The organism is Pseudonocardia sp. N23 (assembly GCF_002583555.1).
Taxonomy (GTDB): domain Bacteria; phylum Actinomycetota; class Actinomycetes; order Mycobacteriales; family Pseudonocardiaceae; genus Pseudonocardia.
Genome location: NZ_BEGX01000009.1, coordinates 80,609 through 102,528, shown reverse-complemented (window position 1 = coordinate 102,528; position 21,920 = coordinate 80,609). Strand labels below are relative to the sequence as shown.

23 protein-coding genes are annotated in these 21,920 nt (G+C 73.6%); 16 read left to right on the top strand and 7 right to left on the bottom strand.

The window, feature by feature from the left end; all coding sequences use genetic code 11:
- Positions 1-18: 18 nt before the first annotated feature.
- Positions 19-2,436: an MMPL family transporter gene (locus TOK_RS04905; protein WP_098956582.1), complete on the top strand. Its 2,418-nt coding sequence runs from the start codon at positions 19-21 to the stop codon at positions 2,434-2,436.
- A gap of 55 nt (positions 2,437-2,491) precedes the next feature.
- Here TOK_RS04905 and TOK_RS04900 read toward each other — a convergent pair whose 3' ends face one another.
- Positions 2,492-3,277, bottom strand: a complete 786-nt coding sequence (locus tag TOK_RS04900; RefSeq protein WP_098956581.1) for an SDR family NAD(P)-dependent oxidoreductase — start codon at positions 3,275-3,277, stop codon at positions 2,492-2,494.
- Positions 3,278-3,582: 305 nt separating this feature from the next.
- On the opposite strand from TOK_RS04900, the gene TOK_RS04895 reads away from it, so the two are divergent.
- Entirely contained in the window at positions 3,583-4,344 is a 762-nt protein-coding gene (locus TOK_RS04895; RefSeq protein WP_253258181.1) for an SDR family NAD(P)-dependent oxidoreductase, read from the top strand.
- Positions 4,345-4,359: 15 nt separating this feature from the next.
- Here the strand turns inward: TOK_RS04895 and TOK_RS04890 are convergent, their stop codons facing one another.
- Positions 4,360-5,061 carry an ANTAR domain-containing protein gene (locus tag TOK_RS04890; RefSeq protein WP_098956579.1) on the bottom strand — a complete coding sequence of 234 codons (702 nt, stop codon included), beginning with the start codon at positions 5,059-5,061 and terminating at the stop codon, positions 4,360-4,362.
- A gap of 254 nt (positions 5,062-5,315) precedes the next feature.
- On the opposite strand from TOK_RS04890, the gene TOK_RS04885 reads away from it, so the two are divergent.
- The gene (locus TOK_RS04885) at positions 5,316-6,023 is read left to right on the top strand and encodes a GAF and ANTAR domain-containing protein (protein WP_098956578.1); all 708 of its coding nucleotides are present in this window, start codon (positions 5,316-5,318) and stop codon (positions 6,021-6,023) included.
- 50 nt (positions 6,024-6,073) lie between these two features.
- Here TOK_RS04885 and TOK_RS04880 read toward each other — a convergent pair whose 3' ends face one another.
- Genes TOK_RS04880 through TOK_RS04865 form a run of 4 tightly spaced genes read right to left on the bottom strand, consistent with a single transcriptional unit; the run spans position 6,074 to position 10,120 of the window.
- Positions 6,074-6,925, bottom strand: a complete 852-nt coding sequence (locus tag TOK_RS04880; protein ID WP_098956577.1) for a glycosyltransferase family 2 protein — start codon at positions 6,923-6,925, stop codon at positions 6,074-6,076.
- Positions 6,910-7,953, bottom strand: a complete 1,044-nt coding sequence (locus tag TOK_RS04875; protein ID WP_098956576.1) for a glycosyltransferase — start codon at positions 7,951-7,953, stop codon at positions 6,910-6,912. Before TOK_RS04875 ends, TOK_RS04880 begins: the two co-directional genes overlap by 16 nt.
- Complete coding sequence (locus tag TOK_RS04870; protein WP_098956575.1) at positions 7,950-9,011, bottom strand: glycosyltransferase; 1,062 nt, start codon at positions 9,009-9,011, stop codon at positions 7,950-7,952. The genes TOK_RS04875 and TOK_RS04870 overlap by 4 nt, the downstream gene beginning before the upstream one ends.
- Entirely contained in the window at positions 9,008-10,120 is a 1,113-nt protein-coding gene (locus tag TOK_RS04865; RefSeq protein ID WP_098956574.1) for a hypothetical protein, read from the bottom strand. Before TOK_RS04865 ends, TOK_RS04870 begins: the two co-directional genes overlap by 4 nt.
- A gap of 236 nt (positions 10,121-10,356) precedes the next feature.
- Here TOK_RS04865 and TOK_RS04860 point away from each other — a divergent pair, with 236 nt between their 5' ends.
- The 13 genes from TOK_RS04860 to TOK_RS04795 all read left to right on the top strand — a co-directional run bounded on the left by TOK_RS04860 (position 10,357) and on the right by TOK_RS04795 (position 21,294).
- Positions 10,357-10,857 carry a hemerythrin domain-containing protein gene (locus TOK_RS04860; RefSeq protein ID WP_098956573.1) on the top strand — a complete coding sequence of 167 codons (501 nt, stop codon included), beginning with the start codon at positions 10,357-10,359 and terminating at the stop codon, positions 10,855-10,857.
- A 103-nt stretch (positions 10,858-10,960) separates the two neighbouring features.
- A complete protein-coding gene (locus TOK_RS04855; protein ID WP_098956572.1) occupies positions 10,961-11,377 on the top strand; it encodes an ATP-binding protein in 417 nt (138 codons plus the stop codon).
- A gap of 181 nt (positions 11,378-11,558) precedes the next feature.
- The gene (locus tag TOK_RS04850; RefSeq protein ID WP_253258180.1) at positions 11,559-12,545 is read left to right on the top strand and encodes a sigma-70 family RNA polymerase sigma factor; all 987 of its coding nucleotides are present in this window, start codon (positions 11,559-11,561) and stop codon (positions 12,543-12,545) included.
- 401 nt (positions 12,546-12,946) lie between these two features.
- A complete protein-coding gene (locus TOK_RS04840) occupies positions 12,947-13,939 on the top strand; it encodes an NAD(P)-dependent oxidoreductase (protein ID WP_098956569.1) in 993 nt (330 codons plus the stop codon).
- Positions 13,940-13,988: 49 nt separating this feature from the next.
- Positions 13,989-14,810 carry an alpha/beta fold hydrolase gene (locus TOK_RS04835; RefSeq protein WP_098956568.1) on the top strand — a complete coding sequence of 274 codons (822 nt, stop codon included), beginning with the start codon at positions 13,989-13,991 and terminating at the stop codon, positions 14,808-14,810.
- A gap of 11 nt (positions 14,811-14,821) precedes the next feature.
- A complete protein-coding gene (locus TOK_RS04830) occupies positions 14,822-15,976 on the top strand; it encodes an LLM class flavin-dependent oxidoreductase (protein ID WP_098956567.1) in 1,155 nt (384 codons plus the stop codon).
- 113 nt (positions 15,977-16,089) lie between these two features.
- Positions 16,090-16,788: a Crp/Fnr family transcriptional regulator gene (locus TOK_RS34860; protein WP_098956566.1), complete on the top strand. Its 699-nt coding sequence runs from the start codon at positions 16,090-16,092 to the stop codon at positions 16,786-16,788.
- 98 nt (positions 16,789-16,886) lie between these two features.
- Complete coding sequence (locus TOK_RS34855; protein WP_098956565.1) at positions 16,887-17,237, top strand: nuclear transport factor 2 family protein; 351 nt, start codon at positions 16,887-16,889, stop codon at positions 17,235-17,237.
- A gap of 112 nt (positions 17,238-17,349) precedes the next feature.
- Positions 17,350-17,760 carry a hypothetical protein gene (locus tag TOK_RS04815; RefSeq protein ID WP_098956564.1) on the top strand — a complete coding sequence of 137 codons (411 nt, stop codon included), beginning with the start codon at positions 17,350-17,352 and terminating at the stop codon, positions 17,758-17,760.
- Positions 17,761-17,766: 6 nt separating this feature from the next.
- Positions 17,767-18,036, top strand: a complete 270-nt coding sequence (locus TOK_RS04810; RefSeq protein WP_098956563.1) for a hypothetical protein — start codon at positions 17,767-17,769, stop codon at positions 18,034-18,036.
- 155 nt (positions 18,037-18,191) lie between these two features.
- Positions 18,192-19,223 carry an acyl-CoA dehydrogenase family protein gene (locus tag TOK_RS04805; RefSeq protein WP_098956562.1) on the top strand — a complete coding sequence of 344 codons (1,032 nt, stop codon included), beginning with the start codon at positions 18,192-18,194 and terminating at the stop codon, positions 19,221-19,223.
- Entirely contained in the window at positions 19,220-20,515 is a 1,296-nt protein-coding gene (locus TOK_RS04800) for a bifunctional PIG-L family deacetylase/class I SAM-dependent methyltransferase (RefSeq protein ID WP_253258179.1), read from the top strand. Before TOK_RS04805 ends, TOK_RS04800 begins: the two co-directional genes overlap by 4 nt.
- A complete protein-coding gene (locus TOK_RS04795) occupies positions 20,512-21,294 on the top strand; it encodes a glycosyltransferase family 2 protein (protein ID WP_098956561.1) in 783 nt (260 codons plus the stop codon). The genes TOK_RS04800 and TOK_RS04795 overlap by 4 nt, the downstream gene beginning before the upstream one ends.
- A gap of 64 nt (positions 21,295-21,358) precedes the next feature.
- Here TOK_RS04795 and TOK_RS04790 read toward each other — a convergent pair whose 3' ends face one another.
- Entirely contained in the window at positions 21,359-21,910 is a 552-nt protein-coding gene (locus TOK_RS04790) for a Dps family protein (RefSeq protein ID WP_098956560.1), read from the bottom strand.
- Between the last annotated feature and the right edge of the window lie 10 nt (positions 21,911-21,920).

The following is a 21,920-nucleotide window of genomic DNA, read 5'->3' as shown; positions in this document are numbered from 1 at the left end:
CGGGAGAGCTCCCTCGTCATGGCAGAACTGCTGTACCGCCTCGGCCACTTCGCGGCCCGCCGCCCGTGGCGGGTCGTGACCGCCTGGGCCGTCGCGCTGGTCGCGGCGGTCGTCGCCGTCCTCGTCACCGGGGTCTCGCTGACGGGAGCGACCTCGATCCCCGGCACCCCGACCGAACAGGTGTCCGACCGGCTCCAGGCCGAGCTGCCCGGCGCGGGCGGCGGCACGGGCCTGGTCGTCCTGCGCACCGCGGACGGAACGCCCTTCACCGCGGAGCAACGCGCCGCGGTGTCGGCGGCGCTGCAGCGCGTCGGCGGGATCGAGGGCGTCACCCAGGTCGTCGACCCGTTCGCGGTCGCCGCCACCAGGTCAGCCCAGGAACAGCAGCTCGCCGGCGGCCGCGCGCAGCTCGACCGGGCGACGGCCCAGCTCGACCAGGGACAGGCCCAGCTCGACGCCGCCCGTGCCGCCGGAGCCCCCGCCGCGGCACTCGCCGCGCAGCAGCAACAGCTCGACCAGGCCCGCGCGGGCCTGCAGGCCGGCGCCGCGCAGCTCACCGCGGGGCAGTCCCTCGCGGCCCTGGCGGCCGGCATCCGCACGGTCTCCCAGGACGGCTCCGCGGCCGTCGCCACCGTCGCGTTCGGGGCGTCGCAGACCGCGATCCCGACGGAGACCAAGGACGCCGTCGTCGCCGCCGTCCGCGACGCCGCGATCCCGGGCGTCGACGTCGACTTCTCCTCCGAGATCACCCAGAGCATCGACGGCATCGCCGGCCCGGCGGAGGTCGTCGGCGTGGCGATCGCCGCGATCGTGCTGCTGGTCATGCTCGGCACGCTCGTCGCGGCCGGGCTGCCCATCCTCACCGCGCTCGTCGGCGTCGGGGTCGGCGTCGCCGGGGCGATGGCGTTCTCCGGGATCGTCGAGATGACATCGGTGACCCCGATCCTGGGGCTCATGCTGGGGTTGGCCGTCGGTATCGACTACGCCCTGTTCGTCGTGAACCGCCACCGCAGGCAGCTGCGCGCGGGAGTCCCCCTGCGCGAGTCGATCGCGCTGGCCACCGGCACGTCCGGCAACGCCGTCGTGTTCGCAGGGTTCACCGTCGTGATCGCGCTCGTGGCGCTCACCATCACCGGCATCCCGTTCCTCGGGCTGATGGGCATCGTCGGCGCGGTCTGCGTCGCCGTCGCCGTGCTGGTCGCGGTGACGCTCACCCCGGCGCTGCTCTCGCTGATCGGGCCGCGGCTGTTGTCGCGCAGGGCCCGGGCGCAGCCTGCCACCCCGACGACCGCACAACGCTCCCCGATGTCGACGGCGACGGCCGTACTGCGCGCCGTCGGTGGGATCGCGCTGCTCGTGGTGATCGCCGTCCCCGCGCTGTCGATGCGCCTCGGCCTGCCGGACGGCTCCTCGGAACCGCGGGAGTCCACGCAGTACCAGGCCTACGCGACGGTCGCGGAGAAGTTCGGGCCGGGCGCCAACGGCCCGCTCGTCGTCGTCGCCGACCTGCCCCCGGACCTCGACGAGCAGGCGCGCACCGCGGCACAGGCACGCATCGCCGAGGAGATCGGCGGCGCCGGTCACGTCACGGCCGTCGCCCCGGTCGCCGTCGCGCCGAACGGGTCGTTCGCGTTGTTCCAGGTGCTGTCCACCGACGGGCCGACCAGCGAGGCGACCGAGCAGCTCGTCGACGAGCTGCGGTCGATGACCACCCCGTCCGCGCCGAACACGCCGCTGGGCGTTGCGGGATCGGCGTCGGGCAACATCGACATCTCCGCCAAACTGGCCGCGGCCCTGCCGATCTACCTGGCGGTCGTCGTCGGGCTGTCGTTGCTGGTCATGATCGTCGTGTTCCGGTCGATCCTGGTGCCGGTCACCGCCACCGCCGGTTTCGTCCTGTCCTACTTCGCGGCGATGGGTGCCGTCGTCGCGATCTACCAGTGGGGCTGGCTCGGTCCGGTGTTCGGCGTCCACGACCCGGGGCCGGTGCTGAACTTCCTGCCGACGCTGCTGGTCGGTGTCCTGTTCGGGCTGGCGATGGACTACCAGCTGTTCCTGGTCTCGGGCATGCGCGAGGCGTTCGTGCACGGCTCACCGGCGCGGCGTGCCGTCACCGAGGGCCTGCACGCAGGCCGTGCCGTCGTCACCGCCGCCGCGATCATCATGTTCTCGGTCTTCGGCGGGTTCGTGTTCTCCCACCTCGCGATGATCCGGCCGATGGGCTTCGGGCTGGCCTTCGGCGTGCTGTTCGACGCCTTCGTCGTCCGGATGCTCGTCATCCCCGCGCTGATGCACCTGGCAGGCGACGCCGCCTGGTGGCTGCCGAGGTGGCTCGACCGGCTCCTGCCGAACGTCGACGTCGAGGGGGCCTCGCTGGAACGCGACCACCCGACGCCGTCGGTGCCGGACGCGGCGACTCCGGCCAGGGCGCACTGAGCCGGTGCGTGGGCGACGACTCCGTCGTTCCGCGCGCCGGATCGTGGGACCGAGGTCAGTCGTGGGGGCGGACGCCACCGTAGGTCTGCCAGGTGGGGGAGATGAGCCAGCCCGCGTCGACGGGGATCGTCACGCCGGTGATCGCCGACGACTCGGGGCCGGCGAGGAAGGCGACGGCGCTGGCGATCTCCTCGGGTTCGATCATGCGGCCCATGGCGCTGGCCTCGGTGATCGCCGAGGCGTCGCGTTCTCCGGACTCGAGGAGCCGACGGACGAGCGGGGTCAGCGTGTAACCGGGTGCGACACCGTTGACCCGCACCCCGGCGCGGCCCCACTCGCCGGCGAGGTTCTCGGTCATGCGGATGACCGCGGCCTTACCGATGCCGTAGGAGTGCAGCGGCGTCGAGCGCAGCCCGGTGATGGACGAGATGGTGACGACGGTGCCCCTGCGCCGCGCCACCATGGCCCGGCCGAACCCGACCGCGGCCGACCAGGTGCCGCGCACGTCGACGCGCATGACCTCGTCCCAGGTCTCGGTGGCGAGCTCCTCGGCGGGGACGGGCAGGTGGGTGATGCCGGCTGCGGTGACGACGATCGAGACGGCCCCGACCTCCTGCTCGACGCGGTCCGCGGTCGCGCGCACGGCATCGTCGTCGGTGACGTCGAGGGTGAGGGTGACGTGGTCGGCGCCCTTGAGGGTGCCGACGGCCTCCTGCAGCGCCGACTCGTTGATGTCGGTGAGCACGACGCGGGCCCCGCGTTCGGCGAGCAGCTGGGCACACGCGAGGCCGATACCGCTCGCGCCGCCGGTCACCACCGCGATCTCACCGTCGAGTGTCACGTCGTCCTCCTGGCCGTTGGTGAGGACCGGTCGCTGTCGACCGACCGGTCGGTTGAGCCGATGCTCGCAGGGGGCCGGGCCGGGGTCAATCACTCCGGACCGGCCGGCAGGCACGGATGGATGTAGGCGAACACGTGGTTGCCTACCGCTGAACGGGTTTTCACCGATACCAGGTCGGACCACGCCACCGTTGACACTCTCCACGATCGCAGCCACGCTGACGGTGGCGATAAGCAACCCGTCGTTTGCCAACGAGGTGGGTGGCTCGCCGCCGGTCGTCACATCGTCGTGGGACAGGAGTGGACGTGAACAGGTTCGAGGGCAAGGTCGCGGTCGTCACCGGCGGGGTGCAGGGGATCGGGCGTGGCGTCGCACTGCGGCTCGCCTCCGAGGGCGCCGCCGTCGTGGTGGGCGACCTCCAGGAGGACGACTCCACCGCCGCGCAGATCGTCGCCGACGGTGGCCGCGCCACCCACGTCGTGATGGACGTCCGCAAGCCGGGCGACTGGAAGCGGCTCGTCGACGAGGCCGTGGGCGGATTCGGCACGATCGACGTGCTGGGCAACATCGCGGGCGTCGTCAACTCCGTCGGCCCGGACAACGTCGTCGACCTGGACGAGACCGGCTGGAACCTGGTCATCGACACCGACCTCAAGGGCGTCTGGCTGGGCATGCAGGCAGTGATCCCGCGGATGCTGGACAACGGCGGCGGGGCGATCGTCAACATCGGGTCGATGGCCGCGCTGAAGGGACTGGAGAACCTGGCGGCCTACTCCGCGGCGAAGGGCGGCGTCGTCAGCCTGACCCAGCAGGTCGCGATGGAGTACAGCCCGCGCGGCATCCGGGTCAACTGCATCTGCCCGGGCACGATCGACACCCCGATACTTGCCGGGATCACCGAGAGCATGCGGGAGAACTTCGTCTCCGCCCACCTGATCCCGCGCCTGGGCACCGCGCAGGACATCGCCGCGGCCGCCGCGTTCCTGCTGTCGGACGACGCGAGCTTCTGCACCGGTGAGATCCTCCCCGTCGACGGCGGCTGGAACACCAAGGGCAGCGCCGGCTGACGGCACCGCCCGCGGTCAGCCGGGACCGGCGTCCACCCTGTCGGCGACGACGTCCGCGGCGACGTCGCGCAGCTTGCGGTTCGTGTGCTGGCTGGCCTCCCGCAACGCGGTGAAGGCAGCGTCCCGGGACCACCCGTGCCGGGCCATCAGCATCCCGATCGCGGCACCGATCGTGCGGCTCGTGGCGAGCGCGTCGGACAGCTGGTCGGCACGGGCCCGGGTCGCGACGGCGAACAGCGCGAGACGGGCCGCTGCGGCGGCAGTGGCCACCAGGTCCGGGTCCGGGCCGGGAACTCCCAGGTAGATGTTGAGACTGCCCGGGGAACCGTCGCGCAGCGGGTGGCTCCGCACCCCGCCGATCCCGGCCTCGGCCGTCATCCGGCGGCGGAACGCGGGCCAGCGCTCGTCGTCGGAACCGCCGGTCAGGTCGACGACGACCATCTCGTCGTGGGCGAGCGCGTGCAGGCACGGGCCCGCGCCGCTCTCGTACTGGATGCGGTCGGCGCGCGCGGCGAGGGCATCGCTGCTCGCCACGGTGACGGGGCGGTGGGCCGGGCCCCGCGTCACGCTCACCGAGGCCACGCCGGGGACGTGGTCGCGGAGCAGGCCCAGCACCGCGGTCTCGGACCGGGCCCGGTCGAGCGGGTCGGGTGCCGCGAGCAGGATAGCGAGGTCGAGGAGGTGTGCGGCGAGGTCGGCCGCGGTGGTCGAGGTCATCGATGGTCGCCGTTCGGGTACACGTCGACCGGCCGGCCGAGCGAGACGATCGGCAGCCGGTTGTCGCGGACACAGGGCGACGGTGGCGGGGGCGCAGGGGCCCGTAGCCGAAAATTGTAGGCACGTGCGGGGGAGCGCGCACGGACAGCGACGCGTGCATGCCCGGCCGACCTACGGGGCACTCCGGTCCGTCAGAGGTGCCGGGGTGAGCCCCGGCGACCGCCGTCGCGACACCGTCAGGAGACCTCGTACCGATGCCGAACATCGACGTCGACCAGCTCGCTGCGAGCCTGCGTGGCCTCCAGCCGGCCGACGACGCGGACCTCTCGGGCGCGCTCGACGCCGTCGTCACCGCCTGCGTCGACCTGTTCGCCGTCACCGGCGCCGGCCTGATGGTCGCCGACGAACAGGACTCTCTTCGCTACGCCGCGGCGACCGACGGCCCGGGCCGCGTCCTGGAGAAGGTCCAGACCGAGACGGGGCAGGGCCCGTGCATCGACACGTTCGTCAACGGTGAACCGGTCGGCACCGACGACCTCACCTGCGAGGACCGGTGGCCCGAGAGCCGCGGTGTGCTCGTCGACCACGGGGTGCACGCGGTGCTGGGCGTGCCGGTCCGGCTCGGCGGCGTCACGGTCGGCTCCCTCGACGTCTACCTCGACCGCCCGCATCGCTGGGACGACTCCGAACGGTCCGCCCTCACCCGCTACTCCGACGTGCTGGAGACGACGCTGCGGTCGCTGCTGGTGGCGCGGCACTCCGACGAGCTCGCCCGCCAGCTCCAGTACGCGTTGGACTACCGCGTCCTCATCGAACGCGCCGTCGGGTACCTGATGGCGGCCAGGCGGGTCGACGCGGTGACGGCGTTCGACCTGTTGCGCCGCGCGTCGCGCAACCGCAGGCGCAAGGTCGCCGACGTCGCGAAGGACCTGCTCGACACCGGCAGCCTGCCCCCGACGTGATCGGCGCGGGCGGGCGCCACCTGCCCGGCGACGGCCGGGACCGCACGCGATCATCCGCTCGCGACGCCGGTCCGCGCCCACCGGTCCGTCACCGGGTCGTGGCTGACCAGCCCGGCCGCCGCGAACGCCTCCAGCCAGCCCGTCATCGGCCACCGGCCCCACCGCCGGCGGAACAACGCGCCGTTGCGCAGGATGTCGTCGAGGTGCTCGACCGGTGGGTCGCTCACCGGGTGGTGTTGGTGATAGGCCGTGGCGCCGCCGACCCAGCGCAGCCCGACGCCGGCCGCGCGAGCCTGCTGCCCGAAGTCGGTGTCCTCGGCGCCGTAGCCCCGGTAGCCCTCGTGGAACCCGCCGAGCACCGACCACAGGGGTGTGGTCAGCGCGAACGACAACGACCAGAACAGGTCGTGGCCGTCCGAGTCGAGGTGGGTGCCGTCGGCGGGGGCAGGCCGGGCGGGATGCGGTTGCGCGCTCGTCGTGAGCGCATCGGCCCGGTAGCCGCCGGAGGGTCGCGGCGGCAGGTAGGCGACGGGGCCGCAGAGCAGGCGGTCCCGCGCACCGGACGCGGCCTCGCGGTAGCGCCGGAACAGCCCGGGGCCGGGGATGCAGTCGACATCGAGGAAGACGAGCAGATCGGCGCCACGGACGATCGCGGTGTCCGCGCCGACGTTGCGGGCGTGCGCGATCGGCAGCCCGTCGCCGCTGCCCCCGGCCGCGACGGAGGAGGCCACCGGCACGGTGCAGACGTCGGGCCCGTCGCCGACGATCGGCGCGACGGCCGGATCGTCGACGGCGACGACGATGCGGGTGGCGGGTGGTTCGTCGACATCGGCGAGGCCCTCCTGGTGACGACGCAGGTGCTCGTGGCGCCCGTGGACCACGGTGATCAGCGTGACGTGCACGGCGACTCGTCCCCGGTCAGCTCGTGGATCAGGTCCGCCGCAGCGGCGGTCGCACCACCGGGGCACCAGAGCTGCCAGCGGCTGCCGTCGTCGGCGGTGGCGTCGTCGAGCAGCGACGGCCAGGCGGCCGGGTCCGGCCAGTGTGGACAGACCGTGGCGAGCCCGGCCCGCGCGAGCGCCGCAGCCGCAGCGAACTGTTCGTCGTGAGGTCGGCGCTGGGGGACGACGATCGCGGGCCTGCGGGCCGCGGCGACCTCGGCGAGCGCGTTCTGGCCGGCGTGGGTGACGACGACGTCGGCGGCACGCAGCAGCGTCCACGGGTCGGCGACCCACACGTCGCTGCCGCCGAGGACCGTCCAGTCCCAGCCCGGTGTGGCGCGCGCGGCCGCGGCCAGTTCGGCGTCGGCGACGTCGCGTCCGCCGGCCCCGAGCAGCACGACGACGCTGCGTCGCCGGGGTCGACCCGCCCCGGCCTGGTCCGCGCCGACGGCCGGGTCCCCGCTGCCGATCCGGTCGTCGTAGCGGGACAGGGCGCCGACGAACCGTGCCTTCGCCGTCCACGCCGAGGGCCACGGCGGGTCGAGAACCTCGCGCGGCCAGCACGCGAGCAGCGCGTCGGCGACGTCGTAGCCGAGCCGGTGGGCCCGGTCGGTGCGGTCACCGGGCATCGCGACGACCAGCACCGGCACACCCATGAGCCGGCACAGCAGCGCCACCTCGACCGACACGTCGACGACGACCAGGCGCGGCGCGGCTCGTTCGACCCACGCCGCGATCGTGGCCATCCGCCCGCGCAGCCCCGGGTCGTGGCGGGGCACCCAGTGCAACGCCCCGCCCGCGGTCGGGTCCTGCGGCGGCAGACCCTCGTCGTCGCGGGGGAGCGCCACCCAGCCGAGCCGGGTCGCCGGCGCGTCGGCAGGCCGGGGCAGGCTGGTCAGCACGGTGGCGGGGCCGCCGTGGGTCCCGAGGATCCCGAGCGCCCGGGTGAGGTGGCCCCGGCCCTGGTGGTGCACGTAGTAGCCGATCACGCCGCGACCCGGGAGTAGAGCGCCACGTAGTCGTCGACCATGCGACGGTGGCTCCAGCACCGCTCGGCCCGTCGCCGGGCGGCGGTGCGCGGCAGCGCCTCCACGGTCGGCACGACCGCGGCCAGGGCAGCGACGTCGCCCGCGGGCACGAGCCGTGCGCACGAGTCGTCGACGATCTCCGGCAGCGCGCCCACGGCGAACCCGGCGACGGGCGTGCCGCACGCCAGCGCCTCCGCGACGACCAGCCCGTACGGCTCCTCCCACGACGGCGTCACGAGCATCGCCGAGGCCTCTGCCACCAGCCGGGTGAGCTCGGAGTGGGACAGGTGACCCACGTGGCGGACGTCCCCGCCGATCAGCGGGGCGACCGTCGTGTCGAAGTACGTGCGGTCGCTGACCGGACCCGCGAGCAACAGCGCCCGGCCCGCCGTGCGGGCGGCGAGGATCGCCAGGTGGGGGCCCTTCTCGGGGACCATCCGGCCCGCCCACACGAGCGGTCCGCCACCCGGGCCGGGCGTGCGCGTCGTGACGTCGACGCCGTTGTGGATCACGGTGATCCCGTCTGCGACGTGGCGCCACGCCCCGGCGGTGTGGCCACTGACGGCCGTCAGCGTCCCGTGCCGGCCGGCCGCGGCGATGATCGCGGACTCGAGCCATGGTGTCGGTGGGGTGTGCAGGGTCGTGACCAGTGGGACGGCGAGCGTCCGCGCCATCACCACCGGGAGGTGGTGGAGGCTGTTGTTGTGCACGACGTCGAACTCGTGCCCGTGGGCCAGGCGCAGCATGAGGTCCAGGTAGGCGTGGTGCTCGGCCATGAACCGGGCCGCGGGCATCGAGACGTCGGTGCGGGCGGCAGCACTGAACGAGAGCGCCCGCATCTCCTCGACGCGGGCGCCGGGCACCGGGTCCGAGCCGGGCGCGGCGAACACCGTGACGTGGTGCCCGCGGCTCGTCAGCCCCCGGGCCAGCAGCGCGGTGTGCGCCTCCAGACCACCGGCGAAGGGCTCGGCGAGCGGATGGTTCGACGAGGCGATGAGCGCGATCCGTAACGGGGTCATCCGCGTGCCCGTTCGAGCGCGCGGGCGTAGACGCGGTCGTGGGCGCGCGCGAGCGCGGTCCGCTCGGTGGTGCGCCGGGCCCGCCCAGGACGGGCCGGCGGCGCGGTGCGGGCTGCCGCCCCGATCGCGTCGGCCAGCGAGCCCGGGTCGAGGCCGTCCTGCTCGTTGTTGCGGTAGGTCAGGCACGGGCGCTGCTCGCGGTAGAAGCCGCAGTCCGGCGCGACGACGGCCGTCCCCAGGTCGTGGCAGGCCTCCAACCAGCCGGAATGGGTTCCGAAGCGGTACGGCAGCACCGATACGTCGATCTCGTCGCGCAGGTGGGTCCACAGCTCGGCGTCGGAGAGGAAGCCGTGCACCGAGAGCGTCAGGAGTCCGCGCCGCTCGGCCTCCCGCAGCCGGTTCGCGAGCGCGGGGTCGTGGTGCTCACCCGCGGGGTCCATGACGTCGGTGTGGACGTCGACGCGCAGGACCACGTCGTCCAGCCCCGCGACCGCTACCGCTGCCGTCTCCACCACGGGGAGCGGATCCATGTTGGCGCGCAGGCTCTTGAGGGTGATCCCGACGACGACGCCGTCGTGTGGGGCCCGAGGTGTGTCGATCGACGGGAGGTCCACCACGTGCGGGTGCGGCAGTACGAGCGCGTCGCGACCCCAGCGGCGGGCGATCTCGTCGGCCGCACCGTGGGTCAGCGTGACGATCTCGTCGGCGGCAGGGATCAGGACGTCGAGATGGCGGTCGTGCTCGTCGCGACGGGCGTGGTGCGGGTTGCGGAGATCGTGGACGGTCTGCACCAGAGGTGTCCCGGTCGCCTGCAAGGTGCGGACCAGCGCGTCGAGTTCCTCGACCGGTTGCGCGTCGAATCCGAAGTGGAGGTGGTACACGTCGAAGCAGCGGTGGTTCGCGGCGACCCATTCGGGATCGAGCATCACCGGGGGCCACCAGACGGACTGGTCGCTCGGCGCGGGACAGGGACGCGGATCGGGGAGCCGGCGCACCCGGTCGCGATCCACCGGGTCGGACAGGTGCCGGACGTAGACGTGACCCTCCGGCACGGACGCGACGGTGACGACATCGTGGCGCGCCGTCTGGGCGACGACGGGGTTGCTCATGGCGTCCCGGCCGTGTCGCTGCGCCGCCGGGCAGTGGTGGGGGTCGGTGTCACGGCGCAGGCGATACCCAGGCCGGCCCGGCGGAAACCGCCGGGTCCGGTTCCGTCGACGCGGCGCACATCGGGGCGGGCGTCGGGGGTTGGACCCGGCCGCAACGGGCTACGCACCCCGATGGGTCCGTCCGTCCCGGACCGGCCCACATGTTGTCACCACCACCCAGGCTGGAGCCCACCACCATGTCCACCGATGCGATCGTGCTGCTCAAGGACGACCACAAGAACATCCGCACACTGTTCCGCGACTTCGAGAACGCCGGCGAGAACGCCGAGAAGACCAAGGGCCGGATCGTCGAGTCGATCCTCGAGGCGCTCACCGTGCACACCTACATCGAGAACGAGGTCATGTACCCCGAGGTCCGCGAGCGCGTGCCCGCGCTCGAGGACGACGTGCTCGAGTCGTACGAGGAGCACCACGTCGCGGATGTGCTGTGCGCGGAGCTGTCGGCCATGCGCCCCGGCGACGAGCGCTTCGACGCCAAGACCGCCGTCCTGATCGAGAACGTCTCACACCACATCGAGGAGGAGGAGAAGGAGTGGTTCCCGCAGGTGCGGGAGGCGCTGGGCCGCAAGGAGCTGCAGGAGATCGGGGAACGCATGACCGCGGCCCGGGAGAAGGCCCCGCGCCGGCCGGAGCAGCCCAGCGCGCTCAAGAAGACCGTCGACGCGGTCCTGTCCTGACCGGGCCGTCCCGCGGCTGATCGTCGCCGCCCGACACACCCGGACACCCGCGGATGCTTCATCGCGTCCGGTACGGGAACCCCTCACCAGACGGAGGTGACCGATGGTCACGCAGCTGCAGTTGCGGGTCGATGCACAGCCGGCCGAGCTCGGCCTCGTCCGGCGCGCGGTCCAGACGTGGCTCGCGGCACAGGAGTGGCCCGTCTCGGCGGCGGACGCACTGGTGTTCGCGGTCGTGGAGGCGTTCGGCAACAGCGTCGAGCACGCCTACAGCGGGTTCGACGAGGGCCGGGTGACGATCGATGTCGCGGTGGAGTCGACCGCACCCGGGCGACGGCGGGCAACGGCTGTCGTCGCCGACGCCGGGCGCTGGCGGGACCAGGGCGCCCGACCCGGAGGTCGCGGAAACGGGCTCGCGCTGATCCGCTCGATCGCGCTGGGGATGTCGGTGGCGACGGACGCGGCGGGGACCCGGGTGACCGTGTGGACCGACGACGAGGAGCTGTTGCCGCCCGCATAGTTCTCGCAGGTGGGAGTGCGAGTTTCGCGGTATGGGGTTGGCACCCGGCGCGGCGGGTACTCGCCGGTATCGCGGCCCGGAGTCGAGGGGCCGCCGTGCGAGACCGACCGGCCGCCCCGCGCGCCGGCCCCATCGAGGTACAGACAGCTGCCTCCCGTTGGCGATCCGCGAGGAGGGCCCTGTGCTGAATGCTGCCAGGCCGAAGGTCGACATCCCGACACCCCGGGCCGAGCCCGTCACGCTGGACCCGACACCATCGGACCCGACACCATCGGACCCGACACCATCGGACCCGACACCATCGGACCCGACCCGCGCCGAGCCGATCCCTGCCGAACCCGCGCCGGTCGACCAGGGGTCGTCGAACCTGGGCCCGAGCGAGTACGCGGACCGGATGCCGTTGCTGCGCCGCTACGCCGGGCTGCCCGACGACCATCCCGAGCGCGACGGAATCCGCTCGGAGCTGGTGCTGGCATTCCTGCCGGTCGTCGAGCACCTCGCCCGCCGGCACGGAAACGGGTACCGGGTCGCGAGCTACGACGACCTCGTCCAGACCGGCACCGTCGGCCTGATCACCGCGATCGACCGCTGGGACCCGGAGCGGGCCAAGGGCGAGTTCCTCGGCTACCTCATCCCGTGCGTGCGCGGGGAGATCCTGCGCTACTTCCGCGACCGGACCTGGTCGATGCGGGTCCCGCGCCGGCTCAAGGACCTCGGCGTCTCGATCGCCAAGGCGACCGGACCGCTGACCCAGAAGCTCGGCCGCGCACCCCGGCCCAGCGAGCTTGCCGCGCACCTCGACGTCGACCGCGAGGAGATCATCGACGCGCTGGCCGCGACCGCCGACCGGCACTCGGCGCCGCTGTACCCGGTCGACGACGACGGTTCCGGCGAGGAGCGGATCGGCTCCGTCGAGAGGGCCTACGAGCGGGTGGAGTACGAGCTCGCGCTGCGGCCGCTGATCGACGAGCTGCCCGAGCGGGAGCGGCGCATCCTGCGGCTGCGGTTCTTCGAGGACCAGTCGCAGTCCCGGATCGCCGAGCAGGTGGGGGTCTCCCAGATGCACGTGTCGCGGCTGCTCGCGCGGACGTTGGCGACGCTGCGTGAGGGGCTCACCGCCGACACCCCGCCACCCGGCCGTGAGGCCGCGGTGGCCCGGGGCCGCTGAACGAGGGCCGCTGAACGAGTCCGGCCGTTTCAGTCCTCGGGGCCGACCGCCTCGGGCCGGTCGACGTCGGAGGAACGCGGAACGGCGTCGACCTGCTCCGGCTCCTGCCGTGGCGTGCGGGTGAGCACGGTCGGCACCGTGGTCGGTCGCTGACCGGCGGCTGGACCGGCGACGCGTGCGGCTGGGGCCGACACTGCTGCTCCGGCGCTGGGGCGGCTGCGCAGGACGGCCGACCACGTCGCGGCCGGGTGACCGACCTCCGGGGCGGCGGCCGACCGCACGGCGGTCACAGCGTCGCGTGACTCAGGTCACTCGGGATGGGCGATGCCCGTCGTACGGTCGACGTGACCGCGGACGGCCGTCCGGGGACGGAGCCGCGGACCTGCGGGAGGCGATCGGACATGCGGGCACTGGTGACGGGCGGGTTCGGGGTCAACGGCTCCTGGATCACCCGCCGGCTCGTCCAGCTCGGACACGAGGTGCTCGTGCTCGACGCCCACGACGACCGGACCCTGCTGCCCGACGTGGCCGACGACATCCGGGTCGCCGTCGCCGACGTGGCCGACGCCGACGCGGTCCGGGCCGAGGTCGACCGGTTCCGCCCGGAGCGCATCGTCCACGCGGCCGCGGTGATCGCCGCGGGTGCCGACCCCGTCGCCGCGGTGCGCGTCAACGTGTCCGGGACGGTCGCGGTGTGCGAGGCCGCCGCACGGGCAGGCGTCGGCCGCGTCGTATACATGAGCTCCCGGGCCGTCTACGGCGCACTGACCGGACCTCACGGCCACCCCGGTTACACGCCGATCACCGAGGACCATCCCCGTCGCCCCGTCGGCCTCTACGACGTCACCAAGCTGGCGTGCGAGGAGATCGGCGGCTGGTACGCACGCAGCCGCGGCCTCGAGTTCGTGTCGCTGCGCTTCTCGACGATCTTCGGCCCCGGCAAGCTGCAGCGGCACGGCGGGTTCGGCGTCTACAGCTCGATGATCGAGCTGCCCGCCGCGGGTGAGCCGGTCCACCTGGAGCAGGGTGGCGACGAACGCGACGACGTCGTCTACGTGGCCGACGTCGCCGACGCGGTCGTGGCGGCGGTGCTGACGCCGGGCCGACTCCCGCACGACGCCTACAACGTCGGCACCGGACGCGTCGTCGCGCTGGAGGACCTCGCCGAGGCCGTCCGCGACGCCGTGCCGGGCGCGACGATCCGGATCGGTCCCGGCCTGGACCCGATGCGGATGGACGCGAGCTACTACGGCGCGCTGAACAGCGCCCGAGCCCACGCCGACCTCGGCTGGACACCGCAGTTCACCCTGCCCGCGGCGGTCGAGCACTACCTCATGACGCTCGACCGGCTGGAGCTCCTGCCCGCCCGGTCGGCCCCGTGGAACGGCGCCTGACCCCGGCGCTCGTCCACCGGCCCGACGACCCCACGAAGGGAACCCACGCATGCTGACACTCGTCGACTCCGGCGACGGAACCGTGGTGGGGCGGGTGGACGACGCCGACGTCGTTCTCGACGTCCACACGTCCGGGACCGGACCGACCCTGCTGCTCCTGCACGGTGTCGAGGGCCGCGAGGCCGACGCCGCGTTCGTCGACGCACTGGCCGAGCGGTTCACCGTCCTCGCGCCCAGCCACCCGGGGTTCGGCCTGTCGCCACGGCCCGACTGGTGCGACTCCGTCGAGGACCTCGCCCTGCTCTACCTCGAGTGGCTGGAGCGCCAGGACCTGCGCGACGTGGTCCTCGTCGGGTTGCAGTTCGGTGGCTGGATCGCGGCGGAGATGGCGGTGCGCGACCGGTCGCGGCTGGGTCGGCTCGTCCTGGTCGATCCCGTCGGGATCAAGGTCGGGGGCTGCGCGGACCGCGACATCGCCGACGTGTTCGCGATGCCCCGCACCGAGGTCGACGCCCGCAACCACGCCGACCCCGCACGCCACGGGCCCGGCGACCTCACCCGTGCCCCGCGCGAGCAGGTCCTGCACATCGCCCGCAACGAGGAGGCGCTCGCGCTCTACGGCTGGGAGCCCTACCTGCACAACCCGCGGTTGCGCCGGTGGTTGCCGCGGGTCCACGTGCCGACCCTCGTCGCCTGGGGCGCGCAGGACGGGATCGTCGACGTCGGCTACGGCCGCGCGTACGCCGCCGCGATCCCCGGGGCGAGGTTCGAGGTCGTCGACGGCGCCGGCCACCGCGCCCAGGTCGAGCGGCCCGACACCATCGCCAGGCTGGTCGCGGAGCACGCCGCCGTCCGCGCCGGCGCACACTGAGGGGACAGCCGATGCAGTACTGGCACTTCAGCGAGACCGCCTACCCGTACCTCCCGCCGGAGGGGACCTACGACTCCGTCCGGGTCACCCTGCCCAACGGCGTGGTCGACCCGGCGAAGGCGGCGGCTCTCTGGGACCGCTACCTCGACGAATGGCAGATCGCCGACGAGTGCGGCATCAATGTCATGATCAACGAGCACCACGCGACGGCCACCTGCATGGACCCCGCGGCGCCGGTGATCGCCGGGATCCTCGGCCGCATCACGACCGACGCCCGGATCCTCGTGCTCGGCAACCCGGTGGCCAACCGCAAGGACCCGGTCCGGGTCGCGGAGGAGATGGCCCTCGTCGACCTGCTCAGCCACGGCCGCCTCGAGGTCGGGTTCGTGCGGGGGGTCCCGTACGAGGTCTCCGCCGTCAACAGCCGGCCGGTCCAGATGAGCGAGCGGATGTGGGAGGCCATCGAGCTCATCCAGAAGGCATGGACGACCCACGACGGACCTTTCAACTGGGAGGGCCGGTTCTTCCAGCAGCGCCACGTCAACATCTGGCCGCGGCCCCACCAGCAGCCCGCCCCGCCGGTGTGGGTCACCGCGATGACGCCCGGCAGCGCCGCGCGCATCGCCGACAACGGCTTCGTCGTCGCCTCCTTCCTGACCGGCTACGAAGGCACCCGCAAGGTGTTCCAGGCCTACCGGGACCGCCTCGCCGACACGGGCCGGCCCGCTCCCGGCGACGACCGCTTCGCCTACGCCGCGCTCACCTACACCGGGCGCACCGACGAGGAAGGACTGGAGGGCGCCCGCAAGCTCATGTGGTATGTCAAGGCCAACAAGGTGCCCTTCGAGTTCGTCCAGCCGCCCGGCTACACGCCCTACTTCGTGCGCGCCGCCGGCCTCGCCGGTCAGAAGTCGGCGTACGACTTCTCCTCGCTGACCCTGGAGAACCTCATCGACGAGGGCATCGTCTTCGCCGGCAGCCCGGCGACGGTGCGCGGCCAGATCGAGAAGTTCCACGAGCGGGTCGGCGGCTTCGGCCACCTGCTGCTGATGGGACAGGCCGGGTTCCTCGAGCACGACGAGACCGTCCGTGGCATCCGGACGTTCGCAGATGAGGTCAAGCCCGCGATCGACGCCATGTTCAGCCCGCATGGCGCCGGCGTCTGAGCGGCAGGCGTCGCGACGGCGTCGTCCACGTCGACGGATCCGGACGCAGGTGCGGCAGGTGACCGGGTTCGGCCACGGTTAGGCTCGATGCCCGGCGCCCGGAGGGAGGCGGCATGCCCACGGTCCGCGGAGGTCCGCCCGCTGCGACGGTCACGGCCTGGGAGAGCAGCTACTTCGCCGCACTGTCGGCCGACTTCCGCGACGCGATGCTGTGCGACGCCTTCGTCGTCACCATCCCTGCGGGGCAACCGATCTACGAGGCCTTCGGCGTCCCCAAGCTCGCCCTGCTGCACCGGGGGCAGGCCCGGGTGAAGATGGTGTCGAAGGAGGGCCGGGCCGTCGCCGTCCGGTACGCCGGGGCGGGCCAGGTCATCGGCCTGCCCGCGGCGATCGCCCAGGGCGCACCCGTCGGCGCCGACGCCGTCACCGTCTGCGAGGCGTCGATGCTCAACGTCTCGACGCTGCGCCGGTTCGCGGTGGCCGACGCGACGGTGGCCTGGCTGCTCGCCCAGCAGGCCTGCCAGATCCTGTACGAGACGATGGACTTCCTGGGGGACAACCTGTTCGGCTCGGTCCAGCAACGGGTCAGCAGGCACCTGCTCGATCTCGCGTCGAACTCGCCTGACGGGCTCGTCGTCGAGGTCGAGCAGCAGGAGCTGGCCGACGCGATCGGGTCCGTCCGGGAGGTCGTGGCCCGCGCGCTGCGCAAGCTGCGGGAGGCGGGCCTCGTGGAGCGGCACCCGGCCGGGATCCGCATCGTCGACCCGAGCGGGCTGCACCTGCAGGCGTCGGGTCAGGCGCCCGCCCGCTGATCCGGATGCGCCGCAGCGGTGCCACCGGTTGCAGGGCACGCGTGGCCCGTCGACGATCGACGTCCGTCGTCGCCGATGCGCAACCGGAGGAGCAGCCGATGCCGAGAACGGATCCGAAGGTCGTCGCCGAGACCTACTTCGCCGCGTGGCAGGAGCGGGACTTCGACACCTTGCGGTCGATCCTCACCGACGACGCCACCTTCCGCGGCCCGCTCGGCACCGCCGACAGCGGCGACGAGTGCGTGGCCGGGCTGCGGGGCATGTCGGAGATCATGACCGAGGTCCGTGTCCTGAAGGTGTTCACGAACGGGCCCGATGTCGTGACCTGGTTCGACCTGCACACCGAGGACGCCCCACCCGCGCCGACGGCGAACTGGATGCACGTCGAGGACGGGCGCATCGCACGGATCCGGGTGACGTTCGATCCGCGCGCGATCATCGGAGGGTGAGCCGGACCGGGCGCCGCGGTCCGCCTGGCCGGCGTCGGCCCAGGTCGTCGGCGCCGTCTACGATCGAACCGGGGTGCAGCACGCTGCCTCGCCGTCGGCGAAGGGAGCACGGATGACCGTCGAGCACACCGGGGCTGGTACCGCGGTTCCGTCCGAGGTGATGGCGGTCCTGCACGTCAGGGCACCCGTCGACGTCGACCCACACTTGATCGCCGCAGAGCTGAGCCGTGCCGTCAGCGGGCATCGCAAGCACCGGATGACAGCGGAGATCGCGTTCGCGCGCGACGTGCTGACCCCGTCGCAGCGCGGCTCGTCACGGCCGCACGGGTTCGTCGCGATCCTGACCTTCGGTGACGGCGGACCGCCGCGCCGGCTCGACAGGCGTGTCCGCAAGATCGTCCGGCGGTCGTTGCACGACAGGTTCGGCACGGACATGTCCGCGCGGGTCCGGACGGAGCTGAGCACCGCGGAGGTCGCGGCCTTCTGGTGCACGCTGCGCGGAGTGCCACACCGCCCCGCCTGACCGGGCGTGAGCGGCGACGACGCCGGGTACGTCCGGTTCGTGACACGCGCACTCGTGGCGAACGACGACAGGATCGACTCGTCAGGGCTTGCCGTGCTGGCGGGGCCGCCCGCGATGCGGGCTGCGCCACGAGGGCGTCGAGCGGGTCGTGTCGAGCGGGTCGTGGTGAGCCGCGCCGACGAGCCGGTCGTCGCCGTCGGCGGTGAGCGCGTGCTCGTCGTGACCCCGCCGCCCGTGACCGCGCCGCCCGTGACCGCGGCCGATCCGCGCCGGTGACTCGCAGGCCGCGGGCATGACCGCTCGGCCGGCCGCGGGTGACGATTGATCCGGTGCGGACGGGGTAGTGCTGTGCTTGATCCGTCGGGTTCAGCCACGAAGCTCGGCCCGGTCGTCGCGCCGCCCCCGAGGCGGTGCTGAGGAGGTCCTGCTCCATGTCGGTGTCGCCGCCCGCGGTCTGCCCACGCCTGCTCGACCGCACCCCGCCGCCCGCCGCGTCGGGCCCGGCCGGTGACCCGCCGTCGGCCGTGCCGCAGCTGCGTGCCCTCCTGGCCGAGGGGACGGCCGATCTGCCGGCGCCGGGCAGCGGTGCGACGCCGGCGCGCTGGGCCGCCCTCGCCCGGTGGGGCCGGACCGATCTCTCGCTGGCGCGACTGGGCGAAGGACACGCCGATGCCGTCGCGATCCTCGCCGAGGCCGGTCGTGAGCCCGTGCCGGGAGCGACGTACGGGGTGTGGGCAGCCCGCTCCGGCGGCACCGGTGCGGTCCTCACCGGCGGACCCGGTTCGTGGCGGCTGCAGGGTCGCGTGCGGTTCTGCTCCGGCGCGCACGGACTCGACCGGGCGCTGGTCGTCGCGCTCACGGCCGACGGCGCCCGCGTCGCCGACGTGGCGCTCGACCGCGCCGGCGTCCACCGGGTCCCCGGTACGTGGGAGACGGTCGGGATGGCCCGCAGCGACAGCGTCGACGTCGAGCTCGACGACGTGCCCGTCGGCGACGACGCCCTGGTCGGCGGCCCGCGCTGGTATACCGCGCGCCCCGGTTTCTGGCACGGCGGCGCCGGCGTCGCGGCGGTCTGGCTGGGAGGTGCCGCGGGTGTGCTCGACGACCTGCGTACCGCCCTCCTGGAGACCGACCCCGACGAGCACCGGCTCGCCCTGTTCGCGGAGCTGCACGCGCACCTCGCGGCGTGCGACGCGCTGCTGTCGGCCACGGCGTCGGAGATCGACGACACACCCGCCGCCCCGCACCGCGACGCCGCCTGGACCGTCCGTGCCGCCGTCGAGCTCGCCTGCCGCCGGGTGCTCGACGTCGCGCCGCGACTCGCCGGGGTCGCCGCCCTCACCCGCGGCGGCCCACTCGCCGGGCGGCTCGCCGACCTCGGTGTCTACGTCCGTCAGCACCACGGGGAGCGCGACCTCGCCGCCCTCGGGGCCGCGGTACTCGCCACGGACGGTGACCGATGACCCTCACGGCTCCTCAGGTGTGGGCCGACGCCCTCGCCACGCACGACCTGCCGCCGATGGACGTCGCCGGAGCGGGACCCCTCGTCGTGGTCGCCGCTCACCCCGACGACGAGACCCTCGGCGCCGGCGGGTACGTCGCCGCGGTCCACTCGGCCGGTGCCGAGGTGCGGCTCGTCGTCGCCACCGACGGCGAGGCCGCCTACCCCGACCTCGACCCCGACGGGCGCGCCGCGCTGGGACGGGCCCGGCGCGAGGAGCTGCGCGACGCGCTGCGCACGCTGGGACTGGCCGATGTCGACGTGACCTGGCTCGGCCTGCCCGACTCCGGCCTCGCCGCCCACCACGACACCCTCGTCGACGCGCTGCGCCCGCTCCTCGACGGCGCGACGACGTGCCTGGCCCCGTGGTCGGACGACCCGCACCCCGACCACGCCGCCGTCGGGGCGGCCACGACCGCAGCGGCGCCGCTCACCACGCACTGCTGGGCGTTCCCGATCTGGGCGTGTGTCCGGGGGACTCCCGACGACGTCGCGCTGCCGTGGGACCGGGCGGCCCGCCACGACCTGGGCGCGACGGCCACGCAGGACAAGCGCGACGCCGTCGCCCGGTTCGCCACGCAGGTCGGCGCGCCGCCCGGTGGCGGAGCACCCGTCCTCCCGCCGGAGGTGCTGGCGCACTTCGACACCGGCGTCGAGCTCTTCCTGCGGTCACCACGTCGCACCGGTGCCCCCGCGTCGCGGTTCGCCGACCTCTACGCCACCGCCGATGGTGACCCCTGGTCGACCCGGACCAGCTGGTACGAGCGTCGCAAGCGCGCCGTGACGATGGCGTGCCTGCCCCGCGAGCACTACCGGCGGGCCGCCGAGCCGGGCTGCGGGACGGGTGAGCTGACCCGCGAGCTCGCCGGGCGCTGCGACACCCTCCACGCCTCGGACTTCGCACCCGCCGCCGTCGCGACGGCCGGCGCGGCGGTCGCGGCGTCGGGCCACGTCACCGTGTCGCAGGCCGCGCTGCCCACTGCTGCGGCCCTGCCCGACGGGCTCGACCTGGCCGTCCTGTCGGAGGTCCTCTACTACCTCTCGGCACCCGACCTGGACGCCACGATCGACCGGCTCGCCGACGCCGTCGACCCCGGCGGGGACGTCGTCGTCGTGCACTGGCGCGGCTGGCCCGCCGACGCCCCGCACGACACGCGCGCGGTCCGGGCGCGGTTCGACGCCGACGACCGGTTCGTCCCGCTCGTCGAGCACCTCGACGGCGAGTTCGCCCTGCACGTCCGCCGCCGCCGGTGACCGCCGAACACGTCCCACCGCGTCGCCACTCCGCCGTGGGCATCGACGCGGTGGCCGTGGTGGTCCCGGCCCACGACGAGGAGGCGCTGGTCGGGGGATGTCTCGAGGCACTGGACGAGGCGCTGGACGCAGCGGTACGGGAGGTCGCCGACCTGCGGATCGCGGTGTGTGTGGTCCTGGACCGGTGCAGCGACGCGACCCCGCGGGTCGTGCGCGACGCCGTCGGGCGGTGGCACCGGCCCGCGGTAGTGCGGACGGTCGTGACCACCGGTGACCGTACGGTCGGCGAGCTGCGCACCCTCGGGCTCGACGACGCGGTGCGCCGTCTCGGCGACGTCCCGCCCGGCCGGGTGTGGCTGCTCTCGACCGACGCCGACACCCGCGTCCCACCCACCTGGGTCCGGGACCACCTGAGGCACGCCGGCGCAGGCGCGGACGCGGTGGTGGGCATGGTCGACCTCGACGGGCTGACGTTGCTGCCCGACGACGTGCAGTGCCGCTACACAGACCTCGTCGACGCCGGGATCACGCCCGACGCGCACACGCACGCCTATGCCGCGAACCTGGGGGTACGGGCCGACGCGTTCCAGGCCGTCGGCGGGTTCCCCGTGGTCGCGGCGGGGGAGGAGCACGCGCTCCTCGCGGCGCTGCGCGGGGCGGGCCGGCGGATCGTGACGCCGGTGGGCCTGCGTGTCCGCACCAGCGCCCGCACACACGGTCGGGCGGCAGGCGGTCTCGCGGACCTGCTGCGCGATCTCGGCGCTCGTACCGCCGGCTGATCCGGGAGCGCACGCGAACGGGCGGGCACCGTGTCGGTGCCCGCCCGCCCGGGTCGTTCGGGAGTCAGGCCTGCTGGGCCGCTTCCCGCTCGGTGCCGGCGGAGGCGGTGCTCAGCCGACCGTCGGAGGTCTCCAGGTGCGCGCGGACGAACCACTGGTACTGCTCGAGGTCCCCGGACTGCGAGATCAGCATGTCCTGGGTGACCGGGTCGAGCTTCTCGGTCGCGTCGATGGCGGACCGGTGGTCGCCGACCACCCCGGTGTAGACGAGATCGAGTGCACCCAGGTGCGCGATCGCGTCGGCGCGGCCGATGGAGTAGTCGTCCCAGGTCCGCTGCTCGACGAGCGCGCCAGGCGTTCCGACGGGCGAGCCGCCGAGGGTGGCGATGCGTTCGGCGAGATCGTCGACCATCACCCGGACACCGTCGACCTGCGGGTCGAGCATGGTGTGCACGGCGATGAAGTTCGGTCCGGTCACGTTCCAGTGCACGTGCTTGAGGGTCAGCGCCAGGTCGTTCAGTGCGTCGAGCCTGCCCTGCAGGAGCGTGATCACCTCGCCGGCGGCGTCCTGGCCCAGGCCGGGAACGGTGTAGTGGACGCGGTCGGTGTGGGTCATGGGTCCTCTC